Source organism: Algibacter sp. (assembly GCF_049667265.1).
Lineage (GTDB): Bacteria > Bacteroidota > Bacteroidia > Flavobacteriales > Flavobacteriaceae > Algibacter_B.
In genome coordinates this window covers 1-16,403 of sequence record NZ_JBATHX010000352.1, presented here as the reverse complement: position 1 = coordinate 16,403, position 16,403 = coordinate 1, and the positions used below count along the sequence as shown (strand labels likewise).

At 30.7% G+C, this 16,403-nt stretch carries 16 protein-coding genes and 1 tRNA gene; 8 read left to right on the top strand and 9 right to left on the bottom strand.

What is annotated here, in order from left to right; genetic code table 11:
* Positions 1-242 precede the first annotated feature (242 nt).
* Entirely contained in the window at positions 243-1,373 is a 1,131-nt protein-coding gene (locus WBN21_RS12370) for an acyltransferase family protein (RefSeq protein ID WP_424200724.1), read from the top strand.
* A 189-nt stretch (positions 1,374-1,562) separates the two neighbouring features.
* Here the strand turns inward: WBN21_RS12370 and WBN21_RS12365 are convergent, their stop codons facing one another.
* Both WBN21_RS12365 and WBN21_RS12360 read right to left on the bottom strand, forming a co-directional pair.
* A complete protein-coding gene (locus tag WBN21_RS12365; RefSeq protein ID WP_424200722.1) occupies positions 1,563-1,901 on the bottom strand; it encodes a DUF4870 domain-containing protein in 339 nt (112 codons plus the stop codon).
* A gap of 106 nt (positions 1,902-2,007) precedes the next feature.
* On the bottom strand, positions 2,008-2,850 hold the full coding sequence (locus WBN21_RS12360; RefSeq protein ID WP_424200720.1) for a universal stress protein: 843 nt from the start codon (positions 2,848-2,850) through the stop codon (positions 2,008-2,010).
* Between the two features lie 170 nt (positions 2,851-3,020).
* On the opposite strand from WBN21_RS12360, the gene WBN21_RS12355 reads away from it, so the two are divergent.
* The 4 genes from WBN21_RS12355 (at position 3,021) to WBN21_RS12340 (ending at position 6,409) form a co-directional block, all read left to right on the top strand.
* A complete protein-coding gene (locus WBN21_RS12355) occupies positions 3,021-3,776 on the top strand; it encodes a DUF3108 domain-containing protein (protein WP_424200718.1) in 756 nt (251 codons plus the stop codon).
* A gap of 10 nt (positions 3,777-3,786) precedes the next feature.
* Positions 3,787-4,152: an FUSC family protein gene (locus WBN21_RS12350; RefSeq protein ID WP_424200716.1), complete on the top strand. Its 366-nt coding sequence runs from the start codon at positions 3,787-3,789 to the stop codon at positions 4,150-4,152.
* Positions 4,153-4,277: 125 nt separating this feature from the next.
* Positions 4,278-5,330, top strand: coding sequence for a M28 family peptidase (locus tag WBN21_RS12345; protein WP_424200714.1), 1,053 nt, complete (start codon positions 4,278-4,280; stop codon positions 5,328-5,330).
* 65 nt (positions 5,331-5,395) lie between these two features.
* Positions 5,396-6,409, top strand: a complete 1,014-nt coding sequence (locus tag WBN21_RS12340; RefSeq protein ID WP_424200712.1) for a M28 family metallopeptidase — start codon at positions 5,396-5,398, stop codon at positions 6,407-6,409.
* A gap of 60 nt (positions 6,410-6,469) precedes the next feature.
* Here the strand turns inward: WBN21_RS12340 and WBN21_RS12335 are convergent.
* Both WBN21_RS12335 and bshB1 read right to left on the bottom strand, forming a co-directional pair.
* Positions 6,470-6,545, bottom strand: a tRNA-His gene (locus WBN21_RS12335).
* A 187-nt stretch (positions 6,546-6,732) separates the two neighbouring features.
* Entirely contained in the window at positions 6,733-7,449 is a 717-nt protein-coding gene (bshB1, locus tag WBN21_RS12330; RefSeq protein ID WP_424200710.1) for a bacillithiol biosynthesis deacetylase BshB1, read from the bottom strand.
* A gap of 285 nt (positions 7,450-7,734) precedes the next feature.
* Between bshB1 and WBN21_RS12325 the strand changes: the two genes are divergently transcribed.
* Positions 7,735-9,564 (top strand): SLC13 family permease, encoded by a 1,830-nt coding sequence (locus tag WBN21_RS12325; RefSeq protein WP_424200708.1) that lies wholly within the window; start codon positions 7,735-7,737, stop codon positions 9,562-9,564.
* An 85-nt stretch (positions 9,565-9,649) separates the two neighbouring features.
* Positions 9,650-10,327 carry a DUF2490 domain-containing protein gene (locus tag WBN21_RS12320; RefSeq protein ID WP_424200706.1) on the top strand — a complete coding sequence of 226 codons (678 nt, stop codon included), beginning with the start codon at positions 9,650-9,652 and terminating at the stop codon, positions 10,325-10,327.
* A gap of 67 nt (positions 10,328-10,394) precedes the next feature.
* On the opposite strand, the gene rlmF is transcribed toward WBN21_RS12320, so the two are convergent.
* The 5 genes from rlmF to WBN21_RS12295 all read right to left on the bottom strand — a co-directional run bounded on the left by rlmF (position 10,395) and on the right by WBN21_RS12295 (position 15,615).
* On the bottom strand, positions 10,395-11,261 hold the full coding sequence (rlmF, locus tag WBN21_RS12315; protein WP_424200704.1) for a 23S rRNA (adenine(1618)-N(6))-methyltransferase RlmF: 867 nt from the start codon (positions 11,259-11,261) through the stop codon (positions 10,395-10,397).
* 27 nt (positions 11,262-11,288) lie between these two features.
* Complete coding sequence (locus WBN21_RS12310) at positions 11,289-12,695, bottom strand: MATE family efflux transporter (protein WP_424200702.1); 1,407 nt, start codon at positions 12,693-12,695, stop codon at positions 11,289-11,291.
* 233 nt (positions 12,696-12,928) lie between these two features.
* Complete coding sequence (locus tag WBN21_RS12305) at positions 12,929-14,677, bottom strand: sensor histidine kinase (protein ID WP_424200700.1); 1,749 nt, start codon at positions 14,675-14,677, stop codon at positions 12,929-12,931.
* A 139-nt stretch (positions 14,678-14,816) separates the two neighbouring features.
* Positions 14,817-15,185: a response regulator gene (locus WBN21_RS12300; protein WP_424200698.1), complete on the bottom strand. Its 369-nt coding sequence runs from the start codon at positions 15,183-15,185 to the stop codon at positions 14,817-14,819.
* Between the two features lie 22 nt (positions 15,186-15,207).
* A complete protein-coding gene (locus WBN21_RS12295; protein ID WP_424200696.1) occupies positions 15,208-15,615 on the bottom strand; it encodes a response regulator in 408 nt (135 codons plus the stop codon).
* Positions 15,616-15,814: 199 nt separating this feature from the next.
* On the opposite strand from WBN21_RS12295, the gene WBN21_RS12290 reads away from it, so the two are divergent.
* Positions 15,815-16,403, top strand: a 589-nt coding sequence (locus WBN21_RS12290) for an HAD family hydrolase (protein ID WP_424200694.1), incomplete at its 3' end; no start/stop codon positions are given.

Genomic DNA, 16,403 nt, shown 5'->3' with positions numbered 1-16,403 from the left:
TGTTGCATCTATGCAACACAAAAAAGCGACTAGCTGAAAGCCTCACCCTTTTTACACGCCCCAAAGCGTGGTAAAAGGGTAACGTAAAAATTAAAAAGCAGTAATCTTTAATTGGGTTGCTGCTTTTTTTTATGTAGAAAAGCTTGACTTTGTTAAAAAAAATTATCTTCGTATGATTATTGTAATATTAGAAATATCCCAAATTCTTGTTTGACAGAACCTAATAAAATGTAATTGCTAAATTGAATAATTTAATAAAAATTGATATAAACCCTAACAGAATTTTTGGTTTAGATATTTTAAGAGCGGTTGCAATTTTATTTGTTGTTGCAGGTCACGGAGGAAATCTCGTTGAGTACGAAACTTACAAATACATTAATTACTTTATTTTTGATGGAGTTAGTATTTTTTTTGTACTAAGTGGATTTTTAATTGGAGGAATCCTTATAAAAATTCTGAATAATCACGTAATTGATCTTAAATTAATCGTCAGTTTTTGGATTAGACGTTGGTTTAGAACCCTCCCAAACTATTTTTTAATCTTAATCATTATAATTCTATTAAATATCATATTTAACCAAAACTTTGTTTTAATTGATAAACTTAATTATTTTATTTTTTCACAGAACTTATTCACCGGTCATCCAGATTTTTTTCCTGAAGCTTGGAGCTTAACTATTGAAGAATGGTTTTACCTTTTAATCCCGATAATACTCTATATTTTAATTAAAGGATTAAAATTAAGCATTGATAAAGCAATTATCATGACTGTTATAGGGATTATTATTAGTGTAACATTTTTCAGGTATTATAGATTTACATTTTTAACTGTTTTTGATTTCAAAACATGGGTTTCATTATTCCCAGGACAAGTTTCAACTAGATTAGACAGTTTAATGTATGGTATTTTAGGCGCTTATATTTATTCTAATTACTTGGGCTTTTGGAAGAAATATAAAGTTCACTTCTTCATTTTGGGATTGTTCCTTTTTTTAACTGATAAATTCAATTTTTTCAATTTTAACGAATTTGAGCTTTATGATTCTGTATTTTCATTTTCAATAATTTCAATGGCAACGCTTTTTCTGCTTCCATTCCTGAGTTTATTAAAAACTGGAAATGGATTTTTTTACAAATACTTGACCTACATTAGTTTAATATCATATTCCATGTATTTAGTTAACTATACCTTAGTATTACAATGGATTATTATAAAGATTGATTGGACTGCTTTGCAGGAATTTAATAGTTATTTAAGCTTAATGACAAAATATTTTCTTTTCTGGTTTTTAACTATAGCATTATCGATAATTATCTATAAACATTTTGAAATACCAATTATGAATTTGAGAGATAGAATAAAGTTAAAATAGTTATTAAAAAATCGTAAATAAGGCTCTCGCACATTACTATTCGTTAGTTTCATAGATAATAAATCATTCCATTATCCAGTTCCAAAAAACATTAGAACCTATTATTCAGACTTAGCATGCAAACATAAAAAACGCCCACTAAAAAGTGAGCGTTTCATTTATCTCATTAAAAATCACTAACTAATAAAATTAAGAAATAAAAGTAAAGGTTAATGGGTATGTTGGTGTTTCTCCTCGGCTTGCTCTAATGGCGTTTACAATTGGGAATATTATTGAAATTATGCCTAAAACAGCAAAGCCTAATAGCCCTAAACCGAATAATAGTATTAACGGAACACAGATGATACACCACAGGATTAAACTTAATTGAAAGTTTACAATGTTTTTTCCATGAGTGTCCATTTGGAACACTTTTTCTTTTTGGGTTAACCAAAGCACAAGAGGTAAAAGTAAACTACCAAAACCAGTTACTAAAGTGATTAATTGACTTAAATGGGTGATGACTAATAGTTGTCTGTCTGTTCTCATGATGATTATTTATTGATTGATACTTATAAGACGCACAGAATCAAAAAATGTTACAGCATGAATATGAAAAATTATAGAAGGAGAAATATAAAATTACAATGAAACCTTATTCTTCATGTTGAATAACCAATAGTGGAATTTCCATTTTAAATGCAAATCTTTCAACGGCATGTGTTTTAAACAATCGTTCTAAAAAAGAATGCTTTTTATTCATTATGGCTAACATATCAATACTATTCTTTTCAATATAGTTTTGTACATCGCTAAACATGTCGTTAGTAGATGTTTCAATAAACTCGTGAGTTGCTTGATTGAAATTTTTCTGGAAAAATTCTAAATTATCATGAGACTCATATACCAAATGGTTTTGATCTGCCAAGTGAAGAATTTCTAATGTAGCATTTTCCAAGGTCATTATTTTGTTTAATATTTCCAATTCTTGAGTTTTAAATGCTTTTGAGTTTGTAGTTGCAAATGCTAACCGCTCTGGTTTTTTAAACTTAAACGAATCAGGAATTGCCAATATTGGTGCATTACAGCGTTGCATAACACGTACTGTATTACTACCAAAAAGCACTTTTTCCATACCAGAAGCACCTTTTGTGCCCATGATTACTAAATCTATTTTTTGCTTGTCGATAACCTGATTTATGGAATCTACAAAATTATCGTAATCAACAATAGAATGATATTGGTGGTTCTCATTTTTGAACTCCTCATTAATGGTGGTTATAATATTGGCGATTGATTTTTTTGCTGCATCAATCAAGGTTTTATAAATGGTAGCGCTAGAATTTACCACCATCATATCATCTGTTATAAATGAAGACGCTTTCTGAATATTTAAAATATAAAACTGGCATTTTTGCTTTTTAAAAAACTCTAAAGCATAAAAAATAGCATTAATAGAATTTTCAGAGAAGTCCGTTGGTAGTAGAATATTTTTCATGTTACTAGAAATTTATGAGTAAACTTATTCCTTATATCAGCTAAAAACTATGACATAAATCATTTTAGCCAAACATTTCAATTTCAAATAAAAATTAGCATAATAATTTTAAGCATTGTATTTTCGGCACAATAAATGATTAATAGTACGTTATAACCAAAACTACTTATATGATACGTATTTCTATTTTTTTAATAATCTTGCTTTCTTTTTCGCTAGGCGCACAAAACAATGCTGTTGGTACTCAAGAAAAACTTGTTTATACGGCGTCTTACAACATGTCTGGCATCCTAACCGACTTGGCCGAAATAACTATGGAAACTGATGAAGTTAAAACATCGAAAGCCACACTTTTACGTTTAAAAGTTAGAGCATTTACATATAGTAAATGGGATAATTTTTTCAAAATTAGAGATTTATATGAAACTTATGTGAGTCCGAAAACCTTAACTCCTTATTTACATAATCGCGATATTAACGAAGGTGGATATTTTAAAAACATGAAGTATACCTTTAGCCATAAAACCAAAACTGTAAAATCTGTTCAAACAAAGAAAAACAATTGGGTTGTTAAGGAAACGCTTCCATTAAGCCCTGGAACTAAAGATATTATATCTACATTATATACAATAAGAACTTTTGATTTAACAAATTTAAGCCCCGGAACAAGTAAAATTTTTACCATTTTATTTGACCGAGAAGAAGTTAAAGCAAAGGTGACCTATTTAGGAAAAGAATCAATTTCAACAGCTTTAGGAAGTAAAGCGTGTTATAAAATTTCACTTGGTTCTGCAGATTCAAATAAAGTTAATGGCACATTATGGCTTACTGCAGATGAAAACAAAATACCAGTTTATGGGAAATTTAAAATTCCTGTTGGCACGGGCGAATTAAAAATAAAATCGGCTTCTGGATTAAAACATTAAATCTATAAAAATGAAAAAACTGTTTACTATTTTGGCCTTAATAGCATCAATTTTTGCTGTTATTTTTTCTGTTTTACCTATTTCTAACCTTGCTATTTTCCCAGCAATTGCTGCTTTAATATTTGGTTTAATTGCTTTTTATTTATCAAAAAAATCGGGAGAGGTAAAAAAGCTTATTCAATTTACGTTTCTTTTAACTATTGCTGCTCTAGCGGTTACAACCTATAAATCTTTTTTCACTACAACCGAAGTAACAAATACGGAGGTTATTGAAGCTACCGAAACTAAACTTGAAAAAGAATCGATTGATGAATTAGAAGGCCTTGACATTGAAATAGATGACACGGAAATTGAAGACATTTCTTTTGATGAGTAGGTAATTTCCTGACATAATTTGTATATTTGAAGTATAATTAATGAAACTAGCAAATTAAAGTTTTCTCTCAAAACATGGAATAACCTGATTGTAAGTTATATGTAATTAATAATTGCTTAATATACATGAAATTTTATTGTATTCTCTCCTTAATTGTTCTGGTTGGCACATGTGCTAAACCCAAATATTCAGCTAAATTACAGTCCATTCAAGATAATATTATCATAGTTGATAGTGCTTTAGTTATGGAGTATGCAAATACCATAACTAAAGAAGAATTAAAAAAGTCATTATATGAATTTTCGTCTGATGATTTTTTGGGAAGAAGAGTTGGAAGTGAAGGTCAAAAACTAGCCTCCAACTATTTAAAATCTTATTATAAACGTGAAGGTATAAAATCACCTTTTGGCGAAGACAACTACTACCAAACTATTCCGGCCAGCTTTTTCTACAATAAATTTAAAAGTTCTGAAAACGTTCTGGCTTATATTGAAGGCTCTGAGAAACCTGACGAAGTGATAATCATTTCAGCACATTTAGATCACTTAGGAGTGTCAGATGATGGCCTTATAAACAACGGTGCAGATGATGATGGTTCTGGAACTGTTGCGCTAATGGAAATGGCTCAAGCCTTTAAAATGGCAAAGCAAAAAGGATTTGGCCCCAAGCGAAGCATTTTATTTTTGCATTTAACCGCAGAAGAAATTGGCAAAAGAGGTTCTGAATACTATGTTAAACACCCTGTTTTTCTTCTTAATAATACCATTGCAAATCTTAATATAGATATGATTGGTCGCGTTGATGATGCTCATAAAAACAACAAAGACTATTTGTATTTAATAGGTACCGATAGATTAAGTAAAGAGCTGCACTATATTTCTGAAAAAATAAATTATACTTTTTTTAATATTAACCTAGATTATAGGTTTAATGCAGAAAATGATAAAAATAATTATTACGAACGATCTGATCATTATAATTTTGCATTTCATGATATTCCGGTCATATTTTATTTTAATGGAGAGCACAAGGATTACCATAAAGTAACCGACACGCCAGATAAAATTGACTATCCACTATTGGAAAGACGTACAAAACTCATTTTTACTACCGCTTGGCAAATTGCAAACCAAGAGCATCGTTTAGCTATTGATGAAAACAACGAACTGTTAAAATAGACTGAAAATTACTGAATCTATTCATACATTTTTGTAATATAGCATATTCTAAAAATTAGAAATTCATGAAAAAATTAGCAATTATCCTTTGTGCTACTATCCTTTTAACCTCTTGTAGTTCTTCACAAAACAAAAACAAAACTGATAAAGCAGTCAATCCTGAAACCTATGCGGCAACTATAACTTCAAGTGAGTTAAAAGAAATGCTTTACACCTATGCTTCAGATGAATATGAAGGTAGAAAAACGGGAGAACCAGGACAGAAAAAAGCCAATGAGTTTATAAAAAACAGTTACCTATCAAATAATATCCCGTCACCTATTTCAGAAGGTGATTATTTCCAAGAGATTCCTGCAAGTTACTTTGGGAATGATATAAAAGATTCTGAAAATGTAATTGCATACATTAAGGGAAGTGAAAAACCAGATGAAGTTATTGTTATTTCAGCGCATTTAGACCATATTGGTATTTCTAACGACGGTGAAATAAATAATGGAGCAGATGATGATGGTTCTGGAACCGTAGCCATTTTAGAAATTGCTGAGGCTTTTAAAGCTGCTGAAAAGGATGGAAATGGGCCAAAACGTACGGTTGTGTTTTTGCATGTTACTGGTGAAGAAATTGGACTTTATGGTTCGCGCTATTATGCGGAAGAAGACCCTATATTTCCTTTAAAAAATACAGTAGCAAATTTAAATATTGATATGATTGGTCGTATTGACCCAAAACATGAAACAAGCGGTAAAAACTACTTATATCTCATTGGAGCTGACAAATTAAGTAAAGAATTGCATAACATTTCAGAAGATGTAAATAAGAAATTTTTTAATTTAGAATTTGATTACACCTTTAATGATGATAATGACCCTAATCGTTTTTATTACCGTTCAGATCATTATAATTTTGCCAAAAATAACATTCCAGTAATATTCTATTTTAATGGGACTCACGCCGATTATCATAAACCTTCGGACACACCTGATAAAATTAATTATGATTTTTTAGAAACACGTGCAAAGTTAATTTTTCATACAGCTTGGGAATTGGCTAATCGCGATGCACGGATTAAGGTTGATTAAAACAACATAAAAAAAACCACAAAAAAAGCCTTTCAATTTCTTGAAAGGCTTTTACTTTTTGGGTGGAAGACCGGATTCGAACCGGCGACCCTTGGTACCACAAACCAATGCTCTAACCAACTGAGCTACAACCACCATGAAATTTTATTTTAAAACTATATAAAAGTTTTTCAAAAAGGACGCTCTAACCACCTTGTTTAAAGCCACCACGTATTTGCATTTTGTAATGCGTGTGCAAATGTAATTGATTTCAATCTTTATAACAAAGACTTTTTTTAAAATTTTTCTATTGAAAAGCGAAAATAATTAACGGGTAAAGCTAACTACTTTAAATCGAACAAACTATTAACAGCGGGATACCGCTCAACTGTAAATCCTTCAGCATGCTCTACACCTATTAGCCGACCTAAATCTCTAGACCTATAAATGATACTATCCGTAAAGTTTTTACTAGAAATAGGGGTTTCTGGCTCTTTACTATCGGCATTAAAAAACTGCGTTTTATATGCCAAAACAGACGCCATTTTAGTATCTATAAATCCTGTTATATCAACCGTAATATCCGGCTCTATATTTTTCCATTGAATATAATGATAAACATGTTTTGGTCGCCATGGTTTTTGAATAGTTCCATCATCTTCTGTTTCAATTTTAATCAAACCACTTAAAAAACAAGCATCACTTACTAATTTACTCCCTTTGCCATGGTCAATGTGCCTATCATCAATAGCATTACAAAGTATTATTTCCGGTTGATACCTTCGTATCATTTTAATAATTGCCAATTGATGCTTTTTATCATTCACAAAAAAACCATCTGAAAACCCAAGGTTAACGCGCAAACTAGTGCCCAATATTTTTGCTGCATTATAAGCCTCTTTGTCTCTAGTTTCAGCAGTTCCTCTTGTTCCTAACTCACCTTTAGTTAAATCAATTATACCAACTTTTTTTCCATTTGCTACTTCTTTTGCAATAGTTCCTCCACAACCTAATTCTACATCGTCAGGGTGTGCTCCAAATGCCAAAATATCTAATTTCATTTCTAATTTTTGTTATTTTATTCTGATTTATCTTTTATTTTAATCAATTAATTCATCCTAAATATAAAATATCCTAAAACTCCTTATTACGCAAACGTATTCGCTAGTAGATTCCTCACTTTTTAATGGGTAAAATTAACAATTATTTAAAAATTGCGTCTGAAAAAAAAAGCATGACTTTCGTCATAAATATACCAATACATCTGCTGTAATTTTACTCCCTAATAATTAAGCATCCTTATAAATGCTAAAGCTAATAAAGAATTACAAGATATGATCTATTTAATGATAACCATTTTAATTATAACCATTGGTCTCTTTGTTTGGGGAAAGTTTACTCCAGATATTGTTGCCCTAATTTCTATGCTGAGTTTGTTTTTAACAGGCATTTTAGATGCAACTGAAACTTTAAGCGGTTTTAGTAACCCTACAGTTATCATGATTGCTGCTTTATTTATTATAGGCGAAGGCATTGCACAAACAGGATGGACAGCACTTGCCGGTAAAAAGTTTGTGGAATGGGCTGGTAAAAGTGTACCTAAACTGTTGGTAATAATAACGTTTGGCGCAGGAGTTTTATCTGGTTTTGTAAGTAATACGGGTACAGTAGCTACCTTAATGCCACTTACGATTTCATCTGCATGGAGTATTGGCACATTGCCATCAAAAATGTTAATGCCGGTTGCATTTGGATCTAATACTGGTGGTTTGCTAACTTTAACTGGTACACCTCCAAACATTATTGCAAGTAATGCCTTAATAGATGCAGGTTTTGAAGGCTTTTCATTCTTTGAATTTGGACTAATAGGTGTGCCATTATTAATAATAGCATTACTTTATTTTAGATATATAGGATATAAGTTATTACCTAATAACAAAACAAATAACAAGCCCGTAAATATTGAATCTACATTACACAATTGGATTGAAGCTTACAAGGTTGATAATGGTTATTATCGTTTACGTGTAAGGTCTATTTCACCATTACTAAATACAAAAATTGAAGAATGGCAATTGGAAAAAGATTATAACGTTTCTATTATTCGTATTAAAAGAAGACACCCTAATTTATTAAAAGGGATTCCATCCTTTATTGAGTTTCCTAGTCCTACCACAGAATTTCTTTATCACGACATTATTACTGTAAAAGGAGAGACTGATGCTATCAATAAAATGATGATTACTTTCAGACTAGGATTATTGCCTCTAGATCCTATTGCCGATGAGTTAAAACAAAACTTAATTAACCAAGAGGTTGGTATGACTGAAGTAATTGTTAATCCTAATTCTATGTTTGTAGGAAGAAAGTATAAATTAGGTGATTACTTTAAACGATTTGGTATCCAACTTTTAGCTGCGTCAAGAAACGGAAAACCCCTACTTGATAAGGAATTTGTTGTAAATGCTGGTGATGCTTTCTTAATAAGAGGTACTTGGGAAAATATTGATGATTTAAAGCACCAACATGAAAACTTAGTTATAATTGGTAGCCCAGAAGGGATGGCAAAAAACATAGAAAACCTGAACTCTAAATCATACATTGCCTTAGGTGCTTTAATCCTTATGATTGTTTTTATGGTTTTCAAAATAGTTCCAGGATCAATGGCCGCACTAATATCTGCGGGAGTTGTGCTACTTACTGGCTGTGTACCAATTTCAAAAGCATATAAAGGCATTAGTTGGACAAGTGTAGTTATGATTGCTGCCATGATACCAATGGGCATTGCACTTCAAAAAACAGGAACAGCACAATTAATTGCAAATGCCCTGGTTGAATATTTAGGAGCCATTCACCCAATATTATTATTAGGTGGTGTGTTTTTACTAACAACAACATTTAGTCAAGTAATAAACAACTCAGCAACTGCGGTACTCATGGCACCAATTGCCATACTTGCAGCTAGCTCATTAAACCTATCTCCAGAACCTTTTATGATTGTGGTTGCTATAAGTGCATCAACGGCATTTTTAACTCCGATAGGTACAACAACAAACGCCATGGTAATGACAGCAGGTGGATACAAATTTATGGACTACCTTAAAGTTGGTGCTCCACTCTTACTTCTGTTTTTTATAATAACGCTAGTACTTGTGCCAATTATATGGCCATTTTAAATAAAAAAGGTGGACTAAAAACCCAATAAAAAGAATTTCAATAATTAATAAATCAAGTCAGATTTACAATATTATACTACAACCAATGAAATACCTACTTATAACCATAATAATTATTATATCTATATCAAATTGCCATTCACAAACCAACCAGGAAGACAAAATTGGTTCTTGGTTCACTTATGCAGGCACCCATCAAATTTCAGATAAGTTTAGCGCCAGTACACTAGCACAATTATGGACCTTTGAAGTTGCAGAAAATTTCAATTTCATTTTGGTATTTGGAGCTGTAAATTATAAAGTCACTCCTAAACTTACTTCAACTTTAGGATACGGATATGGTGATATTGATGGCGGATTTTATACCGACAAACCCCACACTTATGAAAACAGAGTTTTCGAACAGGTAGTTTATAAACATAAAATAGCCAATTTACCCATAGACCATAGATTTAGAGCTGAACAACGATTTTTTCATAAGTTAGATTTTAAATCAACTTCACATCGATTACGTTACAGATTAGGAACTAAAATCAAATTAAATGAAACTTTATTTCTTAGAATTCATGATGAATTTATAGCCACAATAGATGACGACATTATTGATGAAAACAGATTATATGGCGCACTTGGAATTAACATTTCGAAATCAATGAATTTACAATTTGGTTACGTAAATAGAAAAATTAAAGGATTGAATTTACACCGCTTACAAGCTGGTATATTTATTAAAACGGATCACAGAAAGAAAAAAGTGAATTAATTAAATTCGGAGTGACATTCAACTGAAAAGGTATCGGAAATCCATTAGGAGATTTTCGATACCTTTTCTATTTAAAAGTCCAAGCAACAATTCGCGATATTTTATTGCCTTGCTCCATATTAATAGTTTTAATATTTGTTGCTCCCAATTTCTTCAATGAGGCGTACATGCCTTTAACTAAATCCTTTTTAGAAACCAAAGTTGTAAACCAAACACATTGTGTTTTAAATAAAGAACTTTCATAAAGGTAATTATGAATAAATGCTTTTTCTCCGCCTTTATACCATAACTCCTTTTGAGTTCCTGCAAAGTTTCGAACAACCTTAACACCTGCCTTGTTTAAGCCTTTTAATTTTCGCGTTGTGGCTTCCAATGCATCAGCTTCCGATTTATAAAATGGTGGATTACAAATGGTCAAAGAAAAGCTATCATCTTCTTTTAAAATACCTTTAAATATTTGGGATGCATCCTTTTGAAGTCTTAACTCAATAACCTCACCTAAATCATTCTTATTAATTATATTTTGAGCAAATTTTAACGATGTTTCATCAATATCTGTCCCAACAAATTTCCAATTATATTCTGCGTTTCCCAGTAAAGGATAAATACAGCTTGCGCCCGTACCAATATCCAAAACATTGATGTTATCAGTAATCTTTGATGTTTTTAATAAATCTGAAATATGATGCATATAATCAACCCGACCAGGAATTGGTGGGCATAAATGAGTATCTGGGAATTCCCAAAAGCTAATATTATAATGCCTATATAATAAGGCTGTATTTAGCGCCTTTACTGCTTTTGGATTTGCAAAATCTATGGTTTTAGTTTGATATTTATTTTCAAAAACAAAGGGAACTAATTCTGAATTTACTTCGCATAAAGCATCTAAATCGTAACCCAATTTGTGTTTGTTTTTTTTGTGAAAATTCATTTTAGCTTTAATGCTTTTTAAATTAAATTAAACTTGAACACGCTTCCAATGTCCTTTTTTAAACCAAATAATAGCGATAACAGTCATTAGCAATTCTCCCAAGGCTACTGCCCAAAACACACCAACTGGACCATAATCGAACGTAATGGCTGCAACATATGCAAAGGGTAATTGTAACAACCAAAAGCTAACAAAATTTATATAAGTTGGTGTTTTGGTATCACCTGCACCATTAAATGCATTAAGCACAATCATTCCGAATCCATAAAAAACAAAAGGCGCTGTCATAATACGTAAACACAAGCCGCCGTATTTTACAACATCAGTTGTATCATTAAATATCACAATAATTTGTGGTGCAAAAAGGAGATATATTATAGAAATAGCTCCCATAAAAATTGAACAATACTTTGCAGTTATCCAAACCGATTGTTCTGCGCGTTCTGGCTTTTTAGCTCCTAAATTTTGACCAACTAAAGACGCTGCAGCACTACTCATTCCCCATGCAGGCATTAATGTAAATAACATGACTCTTATGGCTATGGTATAACCCGCTAAAACTTCGCTTCCAAACTCACTCATAATCCGCATTAAAAACACCCAACTAGTTGTACCAATTAAAAACTGCCCTATTCCTCCTAGCGATACTTTGATTAAATTAAGCATAACACTTGCACGAATTATTAAATCTTTAATACCAATTTTTATTTTACTATATCCATAAAATAATATCGCTAATTGAAATATTACTGCTGTACCACGACCAATGGTAGTTGCAATAGCAGCACCTTCAACACCATAAGCTGGAATGGGTCCGAATCCAAAAATAAACATCGGATCCAGAATTATATTTAATCCGTTGGATAAAATTAAAGTCCACATAGAAATGGAAGCTTCTCCTGTTCCTCTAAAAATAGCATTGATTAAAAACAATAACATAATAGTAATGTTACCACCAAGAAGTACTTTAGTATAACCGTAGCCTTCTTCAATTAAATCGGGCTCTGCTCCCATTAAGCTTAAAAGTTCTTTAGGATAAATAATACCTATTATACTCACAATTGTGGCCACAAAAACACCTAAAAAGATAACTTGAACGGCTGCATTTGATGCGCCATTAAAATCTTTCTCACCTACGCGCCTAGCAACAATAGCTGTTGCGGCAATACTTAAACCAATGGCTACGGCATAAATTAGGGTAATAACCGATTCTGTTAAACCAATAGTTGCAACAGCATTTACACTTATTTGTGACACATACATGATATCAACAAGTGCAAAAATAGATTCCATGAGCATTTCAAGAATCATAGGAACGGCTAACATAAATACGGCACGTCGAATACTTCCAGAAGTAAACTCTTGTTGTTTACCAGTTACGGCTATTTTAAAATATTTAAGGAATTTTTTAAAGGAAATTTTATCTGATTGCATTTTGAAATTATTACTTGTAGAGTTTAGCCATATGCATTTAGCATATCACTTTTGTTTTGCACCAAAGAATCTTGATGCTAGTTGGGATTCAAATTAAACAATCATAAGCAGCAAATATTGGGAAAATTATTGAAAACCACAAAATAGATTCATTGTAGTTTTATTTAAAATACCAATTAAAAATTTGGAATCCTTATTTTATATGTAAAAGAAGAAATGATTGTAATTGTAGTTTAAGCTTCAATTGGAATAGAAAAAGAAAATGTAGTTCCAACACCTTGTTCAGATGTAAACCAGATTTTTCCTGAATGTGCTTCAACAATTTTTTTACAATGAGCCAATCCTATACCAGAACCTTCGTATTCTAGTCTTGAATGTAAACGTTGGAAAATAGCAAAAACACGGTCTTGATATTCTTTAGCAATTCCAATTCCATTATCGGTTACAGAAAACACCCAAAATTTTTGCTCTTTATTAATAACATCATCAGTATCGCAAACCTCTTTGCATTGTATTTCTATTTCTGGAATAGTATCTGGATTTCTAAATTTTATACCGTTACTAATTAGGTTTTGAAAAAGCAATCTTAATTCTACCTCATTCCCTTTTATAGTTGGTAAATCATTATAACTGATTTTTGCATTGGTACTTTTTATGGTATTCTGCATATCCGCCGTTAAAATATCTAATAAGGGTGTACATTGAACAAATTCGTACTCTTTTGATCTACCAAGTCTTGAATATTGTAATAGGGCATCAATTAGCTTTTTCATTCTTATACTACCTTCTTTCACAAAATCAAGCATTTGTTTACCATCATCATCAAACTTACTATGGTACTCATCTTTAATTATTGTTATGAAGCTAGAAATCGTGTTAAGAGGTTCCTGTAAATCATGGCTTGTTATATATGCAAACTGTTCTAATTCCTTGTTTTTTGAGGTTAACAATTTAGACTGATTATTTATTTCTATATGTTGTACCTGTAATTGTTTATTTAATTTCTTGTTTTTTAAATATGCTACCAATAATGACAAACTTAAAATAAACAATATGGTTGATAATATGGTTAGTACAATATTATGTTTTCGTTGCGTATCTATTATGATATTCTTTTTTGCTAAAATTTCTGTTTTCGCTTTAATATCATCACTTTGATCCATTAAGACTTTCTGTTGATTTTGAATCTTATCATTGATAGAATCCATTTTTTGTTGTTGAAAGGTTATTTGGGCAATCTGTTGTTCTAGCTTTTGCTCATTTACTTTTACTAAGGTTATTTTTTCTTTAATTTCTTTATTCTTTAATTCACCTTCAATAAATAAACTTTTTATAGAATTATCTTTTTCAATAAGAGCTTCTTTCTTTTTATTAATATCACTTATTTGACTTTCAATTATCTTTTTTTGTTCATCATTTTCTCGACTAACAACATATAATTTTTGTTCAGTTTTTTCAAATATTTTTTCCTTAAGTTCATGGGTACTTACTGCGCGATTTGCTAGTGTTGGTTCGATTCGAAGGCTAGCCTCTCTTAAATACATTCTATTAATATCATAACTATATGAATCTCCAACTTTAGTGATATTAATCATTGAAGAACCTGTAGGATACCCCTCTGAAATTACTAAAATTTGTTTACCTCTAATAAAATCATTGATAGATGCGAGTAAATATTCGAAGGTGGTATTTACGTAAATAACATTATAATTTTCAATTTCTTCAATACTACTAATTCTTTTAACTTCAATTAGTTTATCAAAAATACGCTTGTTTTCAGAATAATTTGAAAGGTTATTAGCAATAGCATTAGTGCCTAATACGCCAATTTTAAAGGTTGCAATACTGTTTATTTCTGACCATTTAACCTGTTCTGCCAAGTTAATTATTGTTGAAGAACGTTCATCTTTGAATTGCTTGTTATTACTGATTTCAGAATTCTGTCCAAATGATAAAGTAGAACATAAAATTGTAGCTAGCAAGATACATTTTAAACCCAAAAATTTTTCTCTTGGTAAAAGCTTGGCTTTACTAAGAAAAAATCCTGTAATTAAAGTTATGAAATTTTTAAATACTACTATCATTAGGCGTATAAAAATCTATTTGGGGTTGATTTAGCATTTAAAAGATGGTATTAATATCCATATCAGTTAATACTTTTTTATTTAATATTTCTATTTTCTGAATTGTTTGTAATTTTTTTAGTTTTTCTTCAGGTAAACTTACACTCATCATAACAAAAACTTTAACCTTTTCTAGTTCTTCTTTAGCCCATTTTTTGGCCTCTTCTAAAAATTGAATGCCATCCATTATAGGCATATTAATATCTAAAAAAATATACTTAGGAAAGCTGTTGTTCTTGATATACTCTAATGCACTTAATCCGTTATCACGTGTTATTATTTCGTAATCAATATTGTTTTTTTTTAATATATATTTGTTGTAAAAATTGGTTGCTGTATCATCATCTACTAATAGTATCTTACTCATAATATTTTATTAAAAAATGATTTTATCCTACTTTCGCTAATACAGAATCAAGGGCTTCTCTATTAAGTGGTTTTCTTACGAAATCTAAGAGTCTTTTGTTACTCTCAAACCTATTTAAATCTTTAGGATCATCAGATGATGAGAGTATAACGACTTTAATTTCATTCACTAAATCTTCATTAAGTTTATAAAATTGTTCCAAAAATTCCCATCCATTCATGGCTGGCATGTTGATATCTAAAAAAATCAAGTTTGGTTTTTCAGAACTATCATTCAAGCATTTCTCAAGAAAAGTGAGGGCTTCAAACCCGCTATGCATTAAATGAATTGAAACAATACTATCACTACTTTTAGCAATATGTTTGTTTAAAAAATTTGTTCCTCTATCATCATCAATAAATAGAGTTTTTATTTTGCATTTAGTAATCATTATCAAGTTAATTGCAATTAATATTAAAAATTCTTTATTCTTAGGGCTGGCAATTTATGTATTATATCGTTATTATGCAACATTTATTCGATTAAAAGCACTTTTATTGTTTTTTTGATAGTTTTTTCTTACTCACTCAAATCTTAATAGGTTCTTGATTATTTAATAATCTTATTATATTCGCAATAAAATATTTCAGATGTTAAAAGCAGTTATTTTTGATATGGATGGTGTTATTATTGATAGCGAACCTATGCATAATAAAGCCTATCATGATATGTTTGATGAAGTTGGTATTGAAGTATCAACTGAACTATACGAATCATTCACAGGGCAATCAACTATTAATATTTGTAAACGCCTTGTAGATCATTTTAACTTAACGCAAACGCCTGAAAGCTTGGTTGCTCTTAAAAGGAAACACTATAAACATTTTTTTTATAGTAATTCTGATTTAGGACTTATTGACGGTGTTTTAGATTTAATTAAAGATTATCATAGCAATGAGCTTACGCTAGTTTTGGGTTCATCGGCAGCTATGACAAGTATTAATCAAATTTTTGATCGTTTTGATTTAAACCAATATTTTGTAGCGAAGCTTAGTGGTGGCGATTTAAAAGAATCAAAACCACATCCAGAAATATTTATAAAAGCGGCCGAAGCTTCTGGGTTTTCAAAAGATGAATGCATAGTTATTGAAGATTCAACAAACGGGATTAAAGCAGCAAATGCGGCAGGTATTTATTGTGTTGGTTTTGATAGTTTTCACTCCAAAAATCAAGATTATT